Annotated in this window: 15 protein-coding genes and 1 tRNA gene; 10 read left to right on the top strand and 6 right to left on the bottom strand. The window is 46.0% G+C overall.

Translation table 11 applies throughout. The annotated features are described in order from the left end of the window. Window positions 1-77: 77 nt before the first annotated feature. A complete protein-coding gene (locus RGU72_RS04100; RefSeq protein WP_322118510.1) occupies window positions 78-338 on the bottom strand; it encodes a hypothetical protein in 261 nt (86 codons plus the stop codon). Between the two features lie 36 nt (window positions 339-374). Here RGU72_RS04100 and RGU72_RS04105 point away from each other — a divergent pair, with 36 nt between their 5' ends. The 10 genes from RGU72_RS04105 (at window position 375) to kdpE (ending at window position 12,651) form a co-directional block, all read left to right on the top strand. Next, window positions 375-941, top strand: coding sequence for a DUF1415 domain-containing protein (locus RGU72_RS04105; protein ID WP_322118511.1), 567 nt, complete (start codon window positions 375-377; stop codon window positions 939-941). A gap of 462 nt (window positions 942-1,403) precedes the next feature. Next, window positions 1,404-2,654, top strand: a complete 1,251-nt coding sequence (locus RGU72_RS04110; protein WP_322118512.1) for an aspartate kinase — start codon at window positions 1,404-1,406, stop codon at window positions 2,652-2,654. 99 nt (window positions 2,655-2,753) lie between these two features. After that, window positions 2,754-2,847: transfer RNA gene (locus tag RGU72_RS04115), tRNA-Ser, on the top strand. Window positions 2,848-3,170: 323 nt separating this feature from the next. After that, window positions 3,171-3,659: a GNAT family N-acetyltransferase gene (locus tag RGU72_RS04120; protein ID WP_322118513.1), complete on the top strand. Its 489-nt coding sequence runs from the start codon at window positions 3,171-3,173 to the stop codon at window positions 3,657-3,659. 303 nt (window positions 3,660-3,962) lie between these two features. Continuing rightward, on the top strand, window positions 3,963-4,052 hold the full coding sequence (gene kdpF, locus RGU72_RS04125; protein ID WP_322118514.1) for a K(+)-transporting ATPase subunit F: 90 nt from the start codon (window positions 3,963-3,965) through the stop codon (window positions 4,050-4,052). Next, the gene (kdpA, locus tag RGU72_RS04130) at window positions 4,052-5,860 is read left to right on the top strand and encodes a potassium-transporting ATPase subunit KdpA (RefSeq protein ID WP_322118515.1); all 1,809 of its coding nucleotides are present in this window, start codon (window positions 4,052-4,054) and stop codon (window positions 5,858-5,860) included. Before kdpF ends, kdpA begins: the two co-directional genes overlap by 1 nt. Before the next feature lie 19 nt (window positions 5,861-5,879). Continuing rightward, window positions 5,880-8,030: a potassium-transporting ATPase subunit KdpB gene (kdpB, locus tag RGU72_RS04135; RefSeq protein ID WP_322118516.1), complete on the top strand. Its 2,151-nt coding sequence runs from the start codon at window positions 5,880-5,882 to the stop codon at window positions 8,028-8,030. A 13-nt stretch (window positions 8,031-8,043) separates the two neighbouring features. Then, window positions 8,044-8,622: a potassium-transporting ATPase subunit KdpC gene (gene kdpC / locus RGU72_RS04140; protein WP_322118517.1), complete on the top strand. Its 579-nt coding sequence runs from the start codon at window positions 8,044-8,046 to the stop codon at window positions 8,620-8,622. A 488-nt stretch (window positions 8,623-9,110) separates the two neighbouring features. Beyond that, on the top strand, window positions 9,111-11,861 hold the full coding sequence (kdpD, locus tag RGU72_RS04145; RefSeq protein ID WP_322118518.1) for a two-component system sensor histidine kinase KdpD: 2,751 nt from the start codon (window positions 9,111-9,113) through the stop codon (window positions 11,859-11,861). A 91-nt stretch (window positions 11,862-11,952) separates the two neighbouring features. Next, window positions 11,953-12,651, top strand: a complete 699-nt coding sequence (gene kdpE, locus RGU72_RS04150; protein ID WP_322121561.1) for a two-component system response regulator KdpE — start codon at window positions 11,953-11,955, stop codon at window positions 12,649-12,651. 322 nt (window positions 12,652-12,973) lie between these two features. On the opposite strand, the gene RGU72_RS04155 is transcribed toward kdpE, so the two are convergent. The 5 genes from RGU72_RS04155 to RGU72_RS04175 all read right to left on the bottom strand — a co-directional run bounded on the left by RGU72_RS04155 (window position 12,974) and on the right by RGU72_RS04175 (window position 21,218). Beyond that, the gene (locus RGU72_RS04155) at window positions 12,974-13,369 is read right to left on the bottom strand and encodes a hypothetical protein (RefSeq protein WP_322118519.1); all 396 of its coding nucleotides are present in this window, start codon (window positions 13,367-13,369) and stop codon (window positions 12,974-12,976) included. Between the two features lie 193 nt (window positions 13,370-13,562). Next, the gene (locus tag RGU72_RS04160) at window positions 13,563-16,655 is read right to left on the bottom strand and encodes a CusA/CzcA family heavy metal efflux RND transporter (protein ID WP_322118520.1); all 3,093 of its coding nucleotides are present in this window, start codon (window positions 16,653-16,655) and stop codon (window positions 13,563-13,565) included. Further along, a complete protein-coding gene (locus tag RGU72_RS04165; RefSeq protein ID WP_322118521.1) occupies window positions 16,645-17,829 on the bottom strand; it encodes an efflux RND transporter periplasmic adaptor subunit in 1,185 nt (394 codons plus the stop codon). The genes RGU72_RS04160 and RGU72_RS04165 overlap by 11 nt, the downstream gene beginning before the upstream one ends. Continuing rightward, a complete protein-coding gene (locus RGU72_RS04170; protein WP_322118522.1) occupies window positions 17,826-19,211 on the bottom strand; it encodes a TolC family protein in 1,386 nt (461 codons plus the stop codon). Before RGU72_RS04170 ends, RGU72_RS04165 begins: the two co-directional genes overlap by 4 nt. A 465-nt stretch (window positions 19,212-19,676) precedes the next feature. Further along, the gene (locus tag RGU72_RS04175) at window positions 19,677-21,218 is read right to left on the bottom strand and encodes an outer membrane beta-barrel protein (protein WP_322118523.1); all 1,542 of its coding nucleotides are present in this window, start codon (window positions 21,216-21,218) and stop codon (window positions 19,677-19,679) included. Window positions 21,219-21,707: the final 489 nt, after the last annotated feature.

Here is a 21,707-nt window from a genome sequence, read left to right on the forward strand (position 1 = left end):
AATTGATCGGTAAAAAGTAGCTAGTAAGTTATCAAAAAACGGCCCTCAAGTAATACGGGTCGTTTTTTTATTTTAGATCATATAAAAATATACTCCCCATAAATTCTTTGATAAAGCCCTTGATGTTCAATGATTATTTGGGCGATTAATATATACATACTAGGAGTATATTTTAACGGATCATTACTTAGTTCAGTGTCGTTAAAAATAACAAGCAGGATTGATATCCGGCATCTCTGCATTGCTTCGATAGCCGTCATTCGCTGATCAAAACCCAGCAAGGCTCTTAAGTAGTTCGTTTTATCTTTATGGTGCAATGCGCCATGAAATAATTGCATGCTATTCTTGAGCCTTCTTTTATTTCAGATAATGCCATGCCTGAACAATTTATTAGTACTACGGACGTCATTGCCAACACCGAGCGTTGGTTAGAGAAGGCAGTGATCGGACTGAATTTATGCCCGTTCGCCAAAGCAGTGCAGGTCAAGCAGCAAATTCGCTTTACGGTAAGCGAGGCACATACGCCTGAAGAATTATTAGTAGAGTTGATCCGCGAATTAGAGGTTTTGGCAGAAGCCAATCCCGAGAAAATCGAGACTAGCTTGTTGATCCATCCCTACGTTTTGACGGATTTTTTGGATTACAACGATTTTTTGGATGTGGCCGACGCTGCGCTGCATGAACTGAATCTCGAGGGTATCGTCCAAATCGCCAGCTTCCATCCAGATTACCAATTTGCCGATACGGAATCTGATGATATTGAAAATTTTACCAATCGCTCGCCTTACCCAACGCTGCACTTATTGCGAGAAGAAAGCATCGACAAAGCTGTTGAGGCTTTTCCTGATGCAGACGCGATTTATGAAAAAAATATTCAAACGATGCGCGACTTAGGTCATGAGGGCTGGCGCAAATTGTTCTCTGCATACCGCAAAAAATGACCTGACGTCGCGATGGCTGATGATCTTCGACACTGATTTTGCAATCTTTTATTTATATCGATATGCGAAAAAGTAATTTGTATCGATCGTGGTTTTTGATTGAATCAGTTTAATTATTTAACTTGGTTTAGTTAATATACTGGGTAAGTGTATGTGGTTATTTTTAATATTTCCCCAATAAAATATTGGAGCAGACCAAGATGAATTCATATACTCCCTATATTATTAATTATTGAAGAGTTAAATTAATTCTGTCTTTACATCAGATGCCGAGATTAATTTCAGCCAGCTTGATGGTTTTGTAAACACTCTGATCAAATTTCGATATCGCAACCTGCGTCACGCCAGATAGCATCGCCTCATCTGCTTAAAAAATAGGCAAGTCAGGCTTGTTATTTTGCGTAGCAGCATGTAGAGTAAAGGGTTGTTTTTCCGCATTTTTCACCCTTTAGGTTTTTATCTATGGCTCTAATCGTCCACAAATACGGCGGTACGTCGATGGGTTCGACAGAACGCATCAAGAACGTCGCCAAGCGCGTCGCCAAATGGCATGACGCAGGCCACCAGATTGTGGTGGTGCCGTCAGCCATGTCTGGTGAGACCAATCGCATTATCGGCCTCGCTAAAGAAATTATGGATCAACCTGATCCACGCGAACTCGACATGATTGCCTCTACCGGAGAACAGGTTTCTGTCGGTCTGCTTGCAATGGCGCTGCAAGCCATCGGCAAGCAAGCAGTATCTTATGCAGGCTGGCAAGTCGCGATTAAAACTGACTCTGCACATACCAAAGCACGTATTGCATCGATCGACGACACGAAGGTACGCGCCGATCTGGACTCAGGCAAAATCGTCATCATCACTGGTTTCCAAGGTGTGGACGAAAAAGGCGATATTACAACGCTGGGACGCGGCGGCTCTGATACCTCTGCCGTTGCAGTTGCCGCGGCCCTCAAAGCGCAAGAGTGCCTGATTTACACCGACGTAGATGGTGTCTACACAACAGATCCGCGCGTGGTGTCGGATGCCCGCCGTCTGAATACAGTCACGTTTGAAGAAATGTTAGAAATGGCATCGCTCGGTTCTAAAGTGCTACAAATTCGCTCTGTCGAATTTGCTGGTAACTACCGCATGCCAACCCGCGTTTTGTCTTCATTGACAGACCCATTAATTTCGCTGGAAGAAGAAATGAATTCCGGCACCCTGATTTCGTTTGAGGAAGACACCAACATGGAACAAGCAACCATCACCGGTATCGCGTTTAATCGTGATGAAGCAAAAATTACCGTTTTCGGTGTGCCGGACAAGCCAGGTATTGCCTATCAAATTCTTGGCCCGATTGCGGATGCAAATATTGAAGTTGATATGATTATTCAGAATCAATCGGTTGACGGCAAAACTGACTTCACTTTCACCGTGCCGCGTGGCGAATACGCCAAGGCCATGTCGGTATTAGAAGCGAGCGTTAAAGCTCACATCGGCGCAGGCAGCATCATTGGTGACCCTAAAGTGTCTAAAGTGTCCGTCGTTGGCGTGGGTATGCGTAGCCACGTTGGCATTGCTTCGCAAATGTTCCGCACTTTGTCGGAAGAGAGCATCAATATTCAGATGATCTCTACGTCAGAGATTAAGATCTCAGTTTTGATCGACGAGAAATACATGGAATTAGCAGTACGTTCGCTACATAAAGCATTCGGTTTGGAATCTGCGTAAAAAAATAGTCCTTGTTTGGTTCTAGTGGTTGACCAAATGAAAGCTAGCGGCTATTATCTCGGTCTCTATTGTGATTGAGATAAATGGTCGCAATAGTGTGGAGGCGTGGCCGAGTGGCCGAAGGCACTTCCCTGCTAAGGAAGCATATGGGCTTAAACCTGTATCGTGAGTTCGAATCTCACCGCCTCCGCCAAAGAATATGTGCCCACCTAACGAGAGTTAAGTGGGCATTTTTCTTTTTGGCTTTCTGGTATGTAATAATCTCTTTTCTGCAGCCGGTTTGGATGGATACTTTGAATCGCCAATGACGTGGACTTTTTGGTTTTATAGTTAAGACGTCAGATCAACGAATCCTCTTGCTCATTTAGTTATCCCGCTAATATAAATGTCCAAACGCTTGTGCCTGCCGCTAGTTTGGCAATCAATAATGAATTCTCTTATTATTTTTGGAGAGGTCGCGCATTAGCTTAGTACCTCTTTGTCATTTTAGTCATCCAACATTACAACAAAAAATCTATGTCAATTCTTGTCCCGATGTCATCTGATACTTTTACGATTTATCTTAAAAGTGCCATCATGTCTTATGCAGAGCAAAATATAAAATCAGGTCGCTGGCCCGTAGAAAACGCGATGACGCAGTCACGTGTTGAGCACGAAAAGTTGCTGCCTCAGGGATTGGAGACGCCGGACAACTATTTGTTTGAAATCCGTGGCATCAGCGGCAGTAGTGACTTCACTGTCGGCACACTTTGGCTGGCGGTGATTGAAAAAGGTGGCGTGCGTAGCGCGTATATTTACAATATTGAAGTGGCTGAGTCGTATCGCCGCCAAGGGCATGCAAAACGTGCGTTTGCCGCGCTGGAGTTATTTGTTCGCTCGATAGGGTTGTCTGTCATTGGTTTGCATGTATTTGCTTTCAATAGCGGTGCTCAAGCTTTGTATGCCTCGCTTGGTTATGAAGTCACCGGCATTAATATGCAAAAGCAAATACCGTTAACTGATTGACTTGATCCTAGTCGGCTATTAATCTCTCTGAACTGCCTCGCTAAATCATCTCCTCCTTGCAGATTTCTAGCTAAAAAACACCTCCCTCATCAAGCGCTTCAAATTTTTACATCTCGTTTACACCCCTCCTAGCAGTCTTTACAAAATCTTTAGACTCTTCTGGCTATCCTTCCGGTTGTTAAAACTAAACCGTGGAAACATGATGAGCGATCTTCTGGATATTTTTTATGTCGGCGGCATTTTGATCTTTTTTATATTGGTCGCTTTGTTCGCCAACGTTTGTAACAAGTTGGGAGAAACGAAATGAGTATGTTCACTATTTTAGGCGCAGTCGTAGCTGCTGCCTTGTTGGTGTATTTGGTGATTGCATTGTTGAAAGCAGAGGAACTGTGATGACGACTCAGGCGATTGTCTTATTGCTGACATTTTTAGCAATATTGTTGGTGTTGTCCTTTCCGCTAGGAAGCTTCATTGCCAAGCTGTCAGGTAATGGTCGTGTCCCAGGTTTTGGCTGGTTATCTGGCGTGGAAAAAGTCTTGTATCGCGCTGCTGGTGTTAATCCAGAGCAGGGCATGGGTTGGAAAACCTACGCGTTTGCGTTGTTGGTGTTCAACACACTGGGCGCGCTGGCGGTGTACTTGCTGCAACGTGTGCAGCAATGGTTGCCGTTGAATCCACAAGGTTTTGCCAATATCAGTCCTGATTCCGCATTTAATACAGCGGTGAGCTTTGTCAGTAACACCAACTGGCAAGGTTATTCAGGCGAATCCGCCATGAGTTATCTGACTCAGATGCTGGTTTTGGTTGGACAAAATTTCTTCTCCGCAGCGACCGGTATTGCGGTTGTATTTGCGTTGATTCGCGGTTTTTCACATCATTCAGTTAAAGCGATCGGTAACTTCTGGGTCGATATCACTCGCACGACTTTGTACTTGTTATTGCCATTGTCTGTGATCTTCGCTGTGTTCCTGATGGGGCAGGGCGTGATCCAAAACTTTGATGGTTACAAAGAGGCGACGTTGCTTGATCCGGTCACTTACAGTCAGCCTAAAGTTGGCGCTGATGGTCAGCCTTTAAAAGATGCACAAGGTGCGCCAGTAATGGAAACCTTGACGACTAAAACCCAAACGATTGCGATGGGTCCAGTGGCGTCGCAAGAATCAATCAAAATGATCGGCACGAATGGAGGCGGCTTCTTCAATGCCAACTCATCCCATCCTTATGAGAATCCAAACTATCTGACGAACTTTGCGCAGATGTTGAGTATTTTCTTGATTCCAGCGGCATTGTGCTTTGCCTTTGGTCGCATGGTTGGTGATATTCGCCAAGGCTGGGCGGTACTGGGCGCTATGACAATTTTATTTGTCGTGATGACGATCGGTGTTTTGATGGCAGAGCAGCAAATCCATCCGCTAATGCAAGCCTTGAATGTTGATCAGGTGACGAGTGTGCTGCAATCCGGCGGCAATATGGAAGGTAAAGAAACTCGCTTCGGTATCAGTGCGTCTGCCTTGTTTGCAGCAATTACGACTGCAGCATCTTGCGGTGCTGTAAATGCGATGCATGATTCTTTAATGCCACTCGGTGGTCTGGTACCTATCGTCCTGATGCAGTTTGGTGAAGTGGTATTTGGTGGTGTCGGTTCTGGTTTGTACGGCATGTTGATTTTCGCCATCCTGGCCGTGTTTATCGCTGGTTTGATGATCGGTCGTACACCAGAATATCTGGGCAAAAAAATCCAGTCTTATGAAATGAAAATGACCGCGATTGTGATCTTGGTGACGCCAGCATTGGTATTGGTTGGTACTGCGATTGCCGTGATGGCGGATGCAGGCAAAGCAGGTATTGCCAATCCTGGTGCGCATGGTTTCTCCGAGATGCTGTATGCCTTTACCTCCGCTGCAAATAACAACGGCAGTGCGTTTGCTGGCTTGTCTGCTAACACGCCGTTCTACAACATCATGTTGGCGATTGCGATGTGGTTTGGTCGCTTTGCGATGATCGTGCCTATCTTGGCGATCGCTGGTTCTCTGGCATCTAAAAAACGTTTGGAAGTGAACGCAGGCACCATGCCGACCCATGGCTGGATGTTTATCTCATTACTGGTTGGTACGGTGGTGTTGATTAGCGTCTTGAATTATGTTCCGGCATTGGCGCTTGGACCGGTTGTCGAACATCTGCAATTGTTCGCGGCTCATTAAGTTCACAAAGGAAAAACTCATGTCTAGCGTTAATTCTCAAAATACAAATAAAGCCATAGCTGAGCAAGGTGATGCCTCCGCAGATAAACTGCGTAGCGCAAAATCACTCAGCATGATGGATAGCACACTGATGTGGCCTGCAGTTGTCGATGCGTTTAAAAAGCTGAATCCAGCGACACAATTGCGCAGCCCGGTGATGTTTGTGGTGTATGTCGGCAGTATCTTGACGACGCTGTTATGGCTGCAAGCCTTGTTTGGTAAGGGTGAAGCCAGTGCTGGTTTTATCCTGGCGATATCAGTCTGGCTGTGGTTCACCGTCTTGTTCGCTAACTTTGCCGAAGCATTGGCCGAAGGTCGCAGCAAAGCGCAAGCCGCCTCCTTACGCGCTTTAAAGCAAACAGTGATTGCCAAGAAACTGGCAGTGCCAAAACACGGCACAAGCTGGTTGCCAGCCAATGCCAGCGACTTGCGTAAAGGCGATGTCTTGTTGGTAGAAACTGGTGATGTCATTCCTATCGACGGTGAAGTGATCGAAGGCGTAGCAACCGTGGACGAAAGCGCGATTACAGGTGAATCCGCACCGGTGATCCGTGAATCTGGTGGCGATTTCTCTGCTGTCACCGGTGGTACTCGCGTGTTGTCAGACTGGTTGGTGATGCGTGTTACGTCGAATCCTGGCGAAGCATTTATTGATCGTATGATCGCCATGGTAGAAGGCGCAAAACGCCAAAAAACACCAAACGAAATCGCATTGACGATTTTGTTGGTAGCACTGACGATTATTTTCTTGCTCGTTACCGTCACTCTGTTGCCATACTCTTTATATAGCGTAGAAGCGGCGAAATTGGCAGGTATTGCATCTAGCCCTATCTCTATTACGGTCTTGATCGCTTTGTTAGTGTGTCTGATCCCGACCACGATCGGTGGCTTGTTATCCGCCATCGGTGTTGCTGGTATGAGCCGCATGATGCAAGCCAACGTTATCGCGACATCAGGTCGTGCAGTTGAAGCAGCTGGTGACGTTGACGTCTTGATGTTGGATAAGACAGGTACGATCACTTTAGGTAATCGTCAAGCGTCTGAGTTTTTCCCTGCGCCAGGTGTAATCCTTGCTCAATTGGGTGATGCAGCACAACTCGCATCATTAGCTGACGAAACACCAGAAGGTCGCAGTATCGTTGTATTGGCAAAGCAAAAATGTAATTTACGTGAACGTGAAATGGCGAGCCTAAATGCGCAATTTATCGAATTCACTGCGCAAACTCGCATGAGCGGTGTCGATATCGGTACTCGTGTTATCCGTAAAGGTGCGGCTGATTCAGTGAAGAAGTTTGTTGAGAGCTTAGGCCGTCCTTTCCCAGCTGAAGTCAGCAAAACAGTGGACGATATTTCTCGTCGCGGTAGTACACCACTGGTGGTAGTGGACGATGGCAAAGTGATGGGTGCGATTGAGTTAAAAGATATCGTCAAAGGTGGCATCAAGGAGCGTTTTGCCGAGCTGCGCCGCATGGGTATCAAAACTATCATGATCACTGGTGACAATAAGCTGACTGCAGCTGCGATTGCTGCAGAAGCCGGTGTAGATGACTTTTTGGCAGAAGCAACGCCAGAAGATAAGCTGAAATTGATCCGCAGCTATCAGTCCGAAGGCCGTCTGGTTGCGATGACTGGTGACGGTACCAATGATGCGCCAGCACTGGCACAAGCAGACGTCGCAGTTGCCATGAACTCCGGTACTCAAGCAGCGAAAGAAGCGGGCAACATGGTGGATTTGGATTCTAATCCAACCAAGTTGTTAGAGATCGTAGAAATTGGTAAACAAATGCTGATGACACGCGGTTCTTTAACCACCTTCTCGATTGCGAACGACGTAGCGAAATATTTTGCGATTATCCCTGCCGCTTTTGTCGCCACCTATCCGCAGTTGAAAGCGTTGGACGTGATGCATTTGTCCAGCCCAGCCTCGGCGATCATGTCTGCCGTGATTTTTAATGCGCTGATCATTGTGTTCCTGATCCCGCTGGCACTCAAAGGTGTGAAGTATCGTGCAATCGGTGCAGCGCGTTTGTTACGTCGTAATCTGTTGATCTACGGTCTGGGCGGTATCGTGTTGCCGTTCGCAGGCATCAAGTTGATTGACATGATTCTTGCTCTGTTTAATTTAGTGTAATGAAGGATTGAAAATGAATTCTCTATTTTCCCAATTTCGTCCTGCCGTAGTGTTGTTTGTTGGCTTTAGCCTGATCGTTGGTGTCGCGTATCCCTACGCAATTACCGGCATCGGCAAAGTGGCGTTTAACAAGCAAGCCGAAGGCAGTCTAGTGGAGCGTGACGGTAAGATGATCGGCTCTAGCCTGATCGGTCAGGCATTCAGCTCAAACAAATATTTCTGGAGCCGTCCTTCTGCGACATCGCCGATGCCGAATAATTCAACGGCATCGAGCGGTTCTAATCTGGGGCCATTTAATCCAGCACAGATGGATGCGGTTAAAGGACGCATTGCGACCTTACAAGCAGCTGATCCAGAAAATAAACAAAAGATTCCAGTCGATTTAGTGACCGCATCAGCCAGTGGTCTTGATCCAGAAATCAGTATCGCCGCAGCACAATATCAAGCGACTAGAATTGCCCGCGAGCGTAAAATGACTAATGAGCAAGTCATGGAATTGATCGAGAAATTTGCACAACGCCCAGTGATGGGTGTGTTTGGCGAGCCACGGGTCAACGTATTAGCCTTGAACCTGGCACTGGATCAGAAGTAATCTGTCATTGTAGATTTACGTAAAATCACCCCGGCTGCGTAGCAGCGACTAGTCTTACCGGAGATCGCGGTCGTCGCTACGTCTGGCCGGGACAATTTTGCGCAAGTCCTGTAGTTGAGTATCGATATGCGGGATGCACCATGTGTGTCCCGTCTATTCGATCAAGAGTATTTCTAAAAGTGTTTTAAAGACGTGATGCTTGCTTAGTTTTTTCTCGATCAGTTGATTAATGAGTTGATTAGTTAATTAGTTAATTAGTTACTAGCCGTAAGTGGTATCAAGCATTTTTAGAAGTAATTTGATTATTCAGTTATTAAATATACTGCTACCTGTATTTTTAATCGTCCAGGTAATGTCTGGACAATAATGGTGGTTTTGGCATATACCCCCCCTAATTTTTAGTTTAATTTATTAATCTGACCGTTCGCAAAAGCAGACTCCATAAGCTGAATCCCGAAGCACAAACCAGAAGCTCAAGAACAACCTAGATGGCTAATATTCACGATCAACGTCCCGACCCCGACATCTTGCTTGCACATGTGCAGGCACAAGAGCGTCGCGCTACCCGTGGCAAGTTGCGTATTTATTTCGGCGCATCAGCGGGTGTTGGCAAGACCTATGCAATGTTGAGTGCCGCGCACAAATTGCAGAGTGAAGGTCAGCCAGTATTAATCGGTGTGGTAGAAACCCATGGCCGCCGTGAGACGCTGGCTCTACTCGATGGTTTAGAAATCCTGCCACCGAAAGCCATTAATTACCGCGACAAGACGCTGACCGAATTTGATCTCGATGCGGCGCTGGAACGCAAACCACCGTTGATTCTGATGGACGAACTGGCGCATTCCAATGCACCGGGTTCGCGTCATCCTAAGCGATGGCAAGACGTAGAAGAATTACTCGATGCAGGGATTGATGTCTATACCACCGTCAATGTTCAACATTTAGATAGTTTGAATGACGTCGTCGGCGGCATCACCGGTATCCGCGTGGCAGAGACGGTACCCGATACCGTATTTGATGAGGCCGATGAAGTCGTGCTGGTCGATGTCCCCGCTGACGAATTGCTGGCACGTTTGCAAAGTGGCCGCGTCTACAAACCGCAGCAGGCAGAGCGTGCCGCAAAAAATTTCTTCCGTAAAGGCAATCTGATTGCACTGCGCGAGCTGGCCTTACGCCGTACCGCTGATCGGGTAGAAGAAGACGTGCAGGCTTACCGGATAGAAAAATCCATTGGCAAAGTCTGGAAAACAGATGCTGCCTTACTCGCCTGTGTAGGTCCGGGTTTTGGTGCTGATCACTTAATACGCAGTGCCGCCAGATTAGCCAGCCAGCTCAGTGCTGAATGGCATGCGGTTTATGTAGAGACGCCGCAATTACAACGCCTATCTGCGGCGCAACGCGAACGGATTTTAAAAAGTTTAAAGCTGGCGCAAGACCTTGGTGCCAAGACGGCGGTACTGACAGGCCAGGATGTGGCAACGGCGGTAGTCGATTATGCGCATAGTTTGAATTTTTCTAAAATTGTGGTGGGGCGTCGCGGCACCTCTTGGTCGCAAACCTCGATTCATAAACGCATTGCTGGTTTAGCTCCTGATCTGGATTTGATCGAAATTGGTCGTGCCGTATCGCATGATGAAAACGCCGAACGCGCCGAAAAAGAAGAACGCGTCGAGCAGTTCAACGCCGCCGGTAGCGATTGGGACAGGGCAGAAGATCCAGTCAGATCAGCCCGCGGATTTCGTAAGCAGTTACGGTATTTATATGCGCTGCTAGCGATCACCGGAACGTCAGTTTTATGTACGCCATTATTAGACCATTTGCATCTGGTCAATATCGCCATGCTGTTTATGCTGGCGGTGGTCTTGGTCGCATTGCGCTTGGGACGTGGTCCTTCTGTACTAGCGACAGTGATCGGGGTAGCGACCTTTGATTTCTTTTTTGTTCCGCCACGATTTACGTTTGCCGTTAGCGATTTACAGTACTTAATTACCTTTTGTGTGATGCTGGCGGTAGGACTAATAACGGGACATCTGACTGCGGGATTGCGTTATCAGGCCAGAGTCTCAGCCCATCGCGAGTCACGTGCCAGGGCACTGTATGAGTTCGCACGCGACCTGTCCGGTGTTCTGCAATCTGAGCAAATTTCTGAAAGTACTCAGGCGATTATTCAACGCGCTTTCCGTGCAACGGCGACTTTACTGTTACCTGATGATGCAGGCAAATTACAAGCGCCGCAGACGCCGGTAGAAGGTCTTGATTTAGGTATTGCGCAGTGGGCATTTGATAAAGTTGAGGCAGCAGGCATGGGCACAGATACTTTGCCTGCCAGCAGTTTCTTCTATTTACCCTTGGTGGCGCCAATGCGTACTAGAGGCTTGCTAGTCATACGGCCTGACAACCGGCGCTGGATTTTGATTCCAGAACAACGTCAACAGTTAGATACCTTTGCTGCATTGGCCGCGATTGCGTTGGAGCGAGTGCATTACATCGAGGTCGCGCAGAATGCATTGATCCATATGGAGTCAGAGCGTCTGCGCAATTCTCTATTGGCGGCTTTATCACATGATTTGCGCACACCGTTAACTTCGCTGGTCGGCATTTCAGAATCACTGACGATGTCCAAGCCCACTCTGTCCGATGCCCAACAACAAATGGCGCAAGTGTTGCATGACGAAGCAATACGGATGAGCGCACTGGTATCCAATTTGCTGGATATGGCAAGAATCCAAAGTGGCGAAGTGAAATTGAATTTGCAATGGCAACCGCTGGAAGAGGTGGTTGGTAGTTCTCTGCGTGCCAGCACTGCGGCATTGGCGCAATATCAGGTACAAACAAAGTTACCGCGTGATTTGCCTTTGTTACATTTTGATGCCGTACTGATTGAGCGGGTTTTGTGTAATTTATTAGAGAACGCCGCCAAATATTCTCCACCACAATCACTCATTGTGATCCGCGCCGAAGTAGATGCCCATAACAGCGTGGTCAGAGTGATGGTGGATGATAACGGCCCTGGTTTACCAATAGGGCGCGAAGAAGCGATTTTTGAAAAGTTTACTCGTGGCGAACGTGAGTCCGCCACCCCCGGAGTTGGTCTTGGCCTCGCAATTTGCCGCGCCATTATTGAAGCGCATAACGGGCGCATCGCGGCAGCGCATTCGCAAGAAGGTGGGGCATGTATCTGCTTCACTCTCCCGCTAGGAACGCCGCCCATGTTGCCCGAGCCAGAATTGCTGGTCTAGCTAGTTTAAATACTGGCTGTATAGGATGAGCTAAAACTGATTAAAACGACGTGAACAATTTGCGTTAAAAATACAAGTTAGAAAAATTATGATGACAGAAACCACTCCCACTGCCTTATTGGTCGAGGATGAGCCTCAAATACGTCGCTTTGTACGCAGCGCCTTGGAAGAAGAGGGCTGGCAAGTAGAAGAGGCTGGCAGCTTACAACGCGGCTTAATTGATGCTGGAACCCGTCAGCCCGATTTAATTATATTAGATCTTGGCTTGCCAGACGGCGATGGTGTCGATTTTTTAAAAGACTTGCGCAAATGGTCCACTGTACCTGTGATCGTCTTATCCGCGCGCGTGAACGAGGCCGATAAAATCAAGGCGCTGGATGCTGGTGCAGATGATTTTTTAAGTAAGCCATTTGGTGTCGGTGAGTTGCTGGCGCGTGTGCGCGCCACTTTGCGCAGACAGCGCCAGCCTGGTGCTAATACAGATGGGGTTGTGCAATTTGGTGACATCCGGGTGGATCAGCAAGCGCGTATGGTCACCAAAGACGGCACGATGGTACATCTGACACCGACGGAATACCGTCTGCTCAGCGCGTTGGTGACGAATGCCGGACGGGTGGTAACTAATCCGCAATTGCTGCGTGAAGTATGGGGGCCGTCGCACTCAGAACATGGGCATTATCTGCGTATTTACATGGGACATTTACGGCAAAAACTGGAAGATGACCCTACCCAGCCACGCTTCTTCTTGACGGAGACCGCAATCGGCTATCGGTTACTGATACCGAGCTAAAAGCACTCTGAATTTTTTTGCCGTCTTGCCTATATTCGTCAGTATATTAATTTGGTTAGCGACGCGCGCGGTTTTATTGCTGCTGAACAAGGCCTGTCCTAAATACTGCTTGCTTCAAAAATGCACGCTTCTCTTTTTTGTGCCCGTTCTATTTTTTGATTTTAGAGAGCCTAGGTATAAGTATTACTAATTGATCCATTGATTTTTGAATAAATTAGCACTGATGACCGGGTGTAAAAAGCTGAGCAAACATTTTTTTAGAAAGTCTGCTATGCCAGCACATCAGGTAGTTACTTATCTTATTTTTGAGACGGTAAGAACTTTACTTGGCCGTTAGGATCTTGACGATATGCGCGAATTTCCCTTTGTCGCAATTCTCGGGGACTACGTCGACTTCATCATCCAATTTTAAACTCATATACTCTGGCACCTCAGCGATGGTACTCAATCCACGACGTGCGTGCTTGTAATGAATTTTGGCAAAATGCTTATTTTCGCGCTCAGAGTCCGAGAGTTTTTCCAGGCACTCAGGTAAATCTTTACGGTCTGATTTGGCATCGTAGAGATGTGTTACCCAGCCATGCTTAAAATTGTCTTTCGTCGCTTGCTCCATATCAGTTTCTTGACTAAATGCATTTGGCGCACAGATTACAAGCACAGTACAGATACTAAGCGCGCTAATCATCAATCTTGGCATTGTGATTTCTTTCTTGGACATCGTATTCTCCTAAGTCGATAAATTGACCTTTAAGTCACTCATTTCGTCAGAGTTTCGCTAATAAAATCCATATACTCCCTATAAGTGGATCAAAAAAATCTAAATTGACTAGGGAATATATGGACGATTGAAATATACGTATAGGGAGTATTTTATTTATTTAAATTTGGTTTGTATTTCTCAAACTCACTATTTACTCTTCTTCCTTTACTTTATCCTTAAATAAGCTGTAGCTCAACGGCAGTAACAGCAGGGTAAAAAAAGTTGCTGAGACAATGCCGCCAACAATCACTACTGCAAAAGGGCGTTGGGTTTCTGAGCCGATTCCGTGCGATAACGCGGCTGGCAATAAACCTAAACCTGCCATCAACGCAGTCATCAATATCGGTCTGAGCCTGCTGACTGCGCCTTCAATTGCGCTAGAAAAATCAGCACGGCTGGTTTTCTCAAATTCTAATATTTGCTCAAGCATGATCACACCGTTCTGCACAGAGATGCCCGCTACTGCGATGAATCCTACTGCAGCAGAAACAGAGAAGTGCAAACCCGCCAGTGCTAAACCAGCGATTCCGCCTATCATCGTAAAAGGTACCATCATCAAGATAAGCATTGCCATACGGATGGAGCGAAAGGCCCAGAACAGTAATGCAAAGATTAGGAAAATCGTTATTGGTACAATGATTTCTAAGCGCTTGACTGCACGTTGCTGGTTCTCAAACTGACCACCCCAGACGATGTAATAACCGGTCGGTAAATTGACTTGTTCAGCAACTTTTTGCTGCGCTTCTGCTACAAAACTGCCTTGATCCCGTCCTAACAAATTCGCTTTGACCGAGGCATTGCGGCCACCAGCTTCGCGGCTGATACGTGCCGCACCCTGCCGCACCTCAATGCGCGCAAGATCAGCCAGATCAATCGTGCCTGCACCGTTAGGTAAGTTGATTTGCAGACTACCAATGCCATCTATCGATTCTCTGTAGGCAGCTTTTAATCGGATGGTGATGTCAAAGCGTTTGTCGTCTTCATAAAACGTACTGACGGGTGTGTCGGCTAAGGCGGTCTGTATCGTATTATTGACATCCGACACGTTGATACCTAAGCGTGCAATTTTTTCTCTGTCAATCACAATATTGAGTTGTGTTTGACCACCGCTTTTGATCGCATCTACATCGCTTGCGCCACGAATGCCTTTGAGTATTCCAGAAATCTGCTCACTCTTTTGTGTCAGGATATCCAAGTCTGGACCAAAAATTTTGACCGCGATTTCACCTTTGACGCCCGATAGAGCTTCTTCCACATTATCTTGTATCACTTGGGAAAAATTAGTCGGCACGCCTGGTAGTGTCCCGATCTTGGCGGTCATGCTTTCGATCAGACTTTCTTTATCGGCGAACTTCCATTGATCATGTGGTTTTAGATCAACCAGTATTTCCATACTGTTAGGACCTTTCGGATCAGTGCCATCATCTGGGCGGCCGACTTGGGATACCACGGTGCTGACTTCGGGATAACTCAGCAAAATAGCTCTGACCTGACGCTCTACTTCACGCGTTTTCTCTAGTGCAGTGGAGGGCGGTAAGCTGACGGTCAACCAGATATTTCCTTCATCCAGCTTAGGCAAAAATTCACTACCAAGCCGGGGCGCCAGTAACAAAGTGATCGCAAGTACGATGCAAGATACGATCATGACTGTGCGTTTTTGTCCATCAGCTTTGTAGAGTAGCTTGCGGTACCAGTCCTGTATGGCTTGCATCCAGTTGCTATGCTTTTCTGCCAGGCTATGACGCTTCATCGTCAGCGCCAGTAAGGTCGGGATCAGGGTCATGGTTAAAATCAAGGCACCCAACATTGCAAAGCTTAACGTTAAGGCGACAGGTGAGAAGATTTTTCCTTCAACCCGCTGGAAAGTAAAAATTGGAATAAACGCCAGAATGATGATGGCTTTGGCAAACAGAATAGGGTGTCCCATTTCAACCACGGTTTTTTTCAGTACCTGTTTGCGCCAGAGGAAGAGATTACTCTGATGTTCTAAATCATGGTGTTTCAGGGCCAGCCTCACCATTAATGCTTCGACCAGCACGACCGCACTATCGATGATGATCCCAAAGTCTACTGCCCCCAAAGAAATCAGGTTGGCAGGAATCCCTTTTAGATCGAGCATGATAAAAGCGCATAGTAGGGATAGCGGTATCACCGTTACCACGATTAACGCAGCGCGCCAATTGCGTAAAAACAGGATCAATATCGTCATCACTAATACCGCACCGACGACTAAGTTTTCAAATACTGTTTTGACCGTATGGTTGAGTAGCTCGGTACGATCATAGATCTGATGCAGACGTACACCTTTTGGCAACTTGGTATTGACGACTTCAATTTTTTTCTTCAGATCAGTAATGATCTTGGCCGCGTTACCGCCTTTGACCATTTGCACGATGCCAAGAACATAGCTGTCACCTTGGTTATAAGAGATGTTGCCAGAGCGTGGGCGGCTACCAATTTCTACATCGGCTACATCCGAGAGTAATACTGTCTTGCCGTTTTTTGCATTGACAATGACGCGACCAATATCTTCTTTATTGTTGAATAAGCCGACTCCGCGGACGATCAGCGTTTCGTCACCACGACGAATAGCGCCGCCACCAACGTTAACATTATTATTTGCCAGTGCTTGATTGACTTGGTCTAGAGTGATGCCATAACGTCGTAAGGCATTAGGATCTACCTGGACTTGGTATTCTTTTACAGTGCCACCAAAACTGACGACATCTGCAACACCTGAGACGATTCTTAATTCAGGCCTGACGACCCAATCTTGTAAAGTGCGGATGTCGTTTTCTGACATGCCTGCCGGTGCATCAATCACATAACGATAGATTTCACCAACCGAGGTCGTTAACGGTGCAATGCTGGACTGAATGCCATTCGGTAGTGTTACGCCTTGTAATTTTTCCAGTACTTGCTGGCGCGCAAAGTAGTCGTCCGTACCGTCATTAAAGGTAATGGTAACAACCGACAGACCGATAATCGATACCGAGCGTACTTGAGTCTGGCCTGGCACACCACTCATCTCGCGCTCTATCGGTAAGGTGATGGCTCGCTCAACTTCTTCCGCCGCTTGTCCCGGGAATTGAGTGACAATTTGTACTTGTACATCCTGCACATCGGGGAAGGCTTCAATCGGTAAGTTGCCTAGTGCGCGATAGCCAAATACAACTAGCGCTACTGTCAGTACTAATACAAATACGCGCTGAGTCAGAACAAAATCAACAAACTTATTGAGCATGAGAAGCCACCTCAGCATTGAGTAACAAGCTGCCTTCAGTGACTATCCGTTGACCCGCATTTAAGCCGCTATCGACATAGCTATTTTTCTGGCCACGTCGAACAACGTTGACACGCTGTTTTTGGAATTCACCTTCTTTTTTCTCAACAAAGACATAGCTATAAAGCCCCTCCGCGATCAGGCTTGTATTCGGCACCTTGATGGCTTTTTTGTCGCTGTCACTGAGAAAAGAAATTCGGGCGAACATCTCAGGACGTAGTTTTTGATCGTGATTAGATAATACGCCGCGCACTTGTATGCGTCTGGTGTTCGGGTCCAATGCTAAGCCGACCCGATCTACTGTGGCGTCGAACAATTGATCTGGATAGGCATCAAATGACATTGCCATTTTTTGGCCTGGATGAATGCTGGCGATGTAACGTTCAGGTACATCAATCAAGACCCACAGTTTGCTTAAATCACTAATCACGAATAATGAATTTGGTGCATCAGGACGCACCTCCATACCGGGATTGATTTGTTTGTCTGCAACCAGGCCAGCGATCGGCGCTTTTAATGAGAACTTGCCGTTTTCGTTACCGACTGCGTTCAGGTTGCGCATATGCAGGCTGCACCGCTTAGTTTCTGCTACGGCTTGTAAAAAATCGGCTTCGGCGGATTCAAAATCTTTGCGCGCAATGACTTCGTGCTCGAACAGATTTTTTGCCCGGTCAAAGGCTAATTTCTTACGTTGCTCATCCGCTTTTGCTTTAGCCCAGTCGGCATCTGCAGTGGCTAAATCTGGTGAGTCCAGTTCAGCCAGTGATTGGTTCTTTGCTACTTTGTCACCTGCTTCAACATGCGATGACAATACGCGTCCAAGAACGGGGGAGCTTACTCGTGCGGTGACGTTTTCGTCGTAGGCTATTTTGCCATTCATCGCCTCCGCGATTGGAATACTAACTTCGCTGACGGCGGCCACTTTGATTGAAGACAGTTGAGGTGCATTGTGGGGGTAACTAATTTTCCCTGTATCGGGCTTTACATCTGACTTCGATCCAGCTGATAAAGTAGCTGGCGAATCAGTTTTTTTCTCTGTTGCTTCAACGGAGGTAATGATATAGCTGATGGCACAAACTACGATGATGGTTATTACAATACCAAAACCTAAATTCATTATTTTATTGCGCTTCATTTCTTTTCTTCTTCCTCTATGCTGATACGTAGGGCAGCTTGTACTTTGGCGAAGTCAGCTTGGGCATTAATCGCATCCATCTCAATGGCGCGATAAGTTCGCCTTGCATCAAGCACATCCATTACACCAAGTGCACCATTTTTAAAGGCGAATTCCGCCGCCTCGGCAGAATTGCGGGCAGCGCTTAATAATTCACCCTGAAAACGTGCGGTCATTTCTTTCGATGCCTGGGCAGATTCGATTAAAAGTACTAGCTCATTGCGAGCTGCTTCTTTGGTTTTTTCTAAGCTCTCATTGGCGGCATCTACTGCGCTCTCTGCTACGCGTATTTCGCCCTGAAATTCATAGCGGGTAAACAAAGGAATCTGTACGCCAATGCCGAAACTGTTACCTGAGCCTTGAGGATTGCTGGCGCTAACCGGGTAATGTTCAAACTGAACGCCGACAGAGATATCTCTGGTTCTTGCTGCCAGTGCCAGCTTACGTGCAGCCAGTGCCGCATCTAGCCGCGCTTTTGCAGCCAATACATCAGGACGTTTTTGTATGACCAGATCCAGCTTATCCTGCACCTCAGGCAGTATTTGTGCGGGCCAATCATCGACAGCATGCACGCTGTTAGCAGATACTGTTAGACCTAATAAAGAAATCAGATTCGTTTGTGCATGCAGCAGATCGGATGCTGCTTGTCGTGCGTCGTTCTCGGCGCGCAAGGCATCTACCCGGATTCTGGCAGCGTCTGCTCCTGCGATATCACCAGCTTTCTTTCTCTTTTCTGCGGCGGCTTGTGTGATAGAGAACAAATCTCTGGTCTCGTTGGCAATGCGTAGTTTATGTTGTGCTGCTATCAGATCAAAATAGGCTGCGCTGACGATTTGCTTGGTTTGTCTGCGGACATCGTGCCAGTCTTGGTGTGCTGCGGTTTCCAGATAGCCGGCATTCTCAATCCGTAAATCACGTTTGCCGCCTCGCTCTATTAATTGATCTACTCTGATCGTACTGTCGACCGTTTTGTCTTTAGGCTTGCCTGCACCGATCCCCAGCTTGGGATTAATACCAGCGGTCTGCAGCGTCAGCATGGGATTAGGCGGTGCTGACGCTATCGTTTTCATCGCGCTGGCGGTATCAATCGCAATGTTGCCAAGTTTTAGGTCACGGTTGTGCTGTAGTGCATATTCCAGTGCCTGCTGTAAAGTCAATCGTGGCAGTGACGACACAATGTTTTGCTCTTCATACAATGACGAGACAGGACTATTTGGAGTGGAGTAAGAAGTGGCGCTATCGATTAAATTTGCTTGCGCTGATATGGGGGCTGCAAGACCCATCGTAGCAACACCCATTAAAACGACGGCACACTGGGCTTGCCATGTGTTGAACGAAATCATTGCGGTTTCTCTATACAAAAAGGCAGAGATGAAAAAGCATTTTTTGCTTTTAAAAAGATATTAGGCCTTACTTAGCGTCTGTTGCGCTTGATAATTTAAACAATTTTTATTGCTTTTAAGAAGTTTTTTCAATCCTTGTTAAAGGCAACATGATACTCAATTTCAATACGATAAAAGACCTGAATCCATGGCATTGATCTGATATCGCGCAACAAAGATGTTTCAAAATGTTTCAAATATTTTGGGCGGAACTTACATAAAATTGCTTTGGCAATATGGTTTGATGACGACAATATAATTACTTTGTCATCAGATATTGATTTAGCTAAAACAGTTTTATGTAAATACTATTTTGTTCAAGACATTTAGTCATAGATTGAGATGCTTGATCAAGCCTGAAGAAATATTCAGGCTTGATTCATGATGCTTACAGGATAGTATGCTTTAGTTATTACTTTGTACAAATTAGAAATGGATTACGGCATCTATCGCAAACATTGTTTGATTAAATTTGCCCGCACCTGCTGTCGCAGTTGGATTATCGTATGCATCAATATCTGTAGAACGCTCATAACGAAGTTCTGGGCGAATAGTGATCGCTTTACCGATCCAATGTTGCCAGCCCAAGCCAAATTCGTAGTAACGGGTTTTGAAGCCCGTACGCTGACCAGTTGTGTCATCCAATACATCCGTACGGAAGGTGACTGAATCACGCGGAGAAACCTGATAACCAATATAGTTGACGAAAGCCCATTCATGCGATTTACAAGTCGCACCGTCATTAGGTCCGCATTGCGCACCCGATGGAGCACCATATTTTAAGTTGCCATAGCGTGCAGCCAACAACGCCGGTCCCGCACCTGTTACGTCATTCACGTTGGGCGTATCGTTCTGGAACATTCTCCAGTACTCACTAGACATATGCCAATTTTCATTGAACTTGTGATACCAGGTAACGACTTCGTGCTGAAGATTATTCCAGCCAAATTTTCCGTTATTTCCCAAGATAGGATGCGCGCCATTCAAACAAGCATAGAAGTTATCGTTGGCTGTATCAGACGTCCAGCCCAAGCAAGCTGCTGGCGTGAACTGACGTTCAGCTTTATTCCAGATCGCGATGTCATTACCGGCAGAGACTTCACCTTGAATCAGCCAATTTTTGTTTAGTTTGACTGTCGCAACAATACCTTGTTGCGTATAAGGATCAACCGCGTAAAGTAAGGAGTGGGTAAAGGTGTAATTGTTCGGTGCAAGCTGCGCCTCAATATCTGGTACAGAAATATAGCGACCTACACGTACATTCATCCCATCTGCAACAAATGGGGTATACCACTCGCCATACATCATGACTGGATCAAAGCCGTATTTCCGGCCTTTATCTGTGTATTGATCGCTAAATACGCCTTTGGAGAAAGTATATTTATAGTCAGTACCGTACAAACCAGTCACACGAAAACCCCAATCGTTGTGATCTTTTTGTACTACGTCAGGCACACGCTCAACATAGACTGCAACTTGATTCAATTGAAACGAATTAGCTGCATAGTCGTAAGCAGCAGGGTAATTTCCGCCAGTGCCAGTTGCAAAATTAAATTTTGATTTTGATGTACTAATGTTGTAACTAGGTGCTATCCAGCCATAGACAGTAATGCGCGAATCTTTCCAGGCTTTTCCATTTGGACCACAATAAATTGTGTCCATTAGCGGGCCATAGTATTGGTTGTCATAACCAATCGTTTCAGAACCACCAATCGGCCAAGTTGCGAATGGATACGGTGGGCTGGACACGGGAGGTGCCTGCACATCTTTGCGCCAGCTCGGGGCTGCGTCAGCAGGATCGCCATTCCATTTCAGGTAGTCGCTATAGGTTGTGCTAAACCTCTCTGAGAAACTCTTTGAAGCAGAATTTTCTGGGCATCCCTCTGCTGCACCACTCTGTGCTAACGCAATATTGTTGAAGGCTAAGGTAGTAGCCGCAACGAATGCGAGTGACAACATTTTTTGCATTTTATTTTCCCTGGAGTTATAAATTCAAATGTATCAACGACGTGTTGTTACACCAGTTTAAAAATCAGTAATCGATTAATTAAATGGTCATGCTTTGTGCCTTAAAAATTTTTTTAGGACCAAAAAAACTGCCAATTCAATTTATTCTGAACGAGGAGAAGATTACTAGGATCGATATAAAAAAAATGCAAAAAGTCAGTTGATGCTTGTAAATTTTATGTAAACGAACCGATTAATTTGTCATTAGTGAAAAATAGATATTAGGTGCATTAAAATTTTTTTTATAAAAAATTTACGAATAAATTCCATTTTTTTTCAATTTATTTATATGGATTTTGTTAAATTTGCTATGCAGTTTTTATTCCAATATCAGCTATTAATTATTGTCAAGATTAAGAATATTTAAATCAAAAAATTTCAAATAATATTCTGATCAGTATTTTTTATTCTATGAAAATTGGAAATCGTCATAGAGAAAATTATGTATTT

It is taken from the genome of Undibacterium sp. 5I1, from assembly GCF_034314085.1.
Lineage (GTDB): Bacteria > Pseudomonadota > Gammaproteobacteria > Burkholderiales > Burkholderiaceae_D > Undibacterium.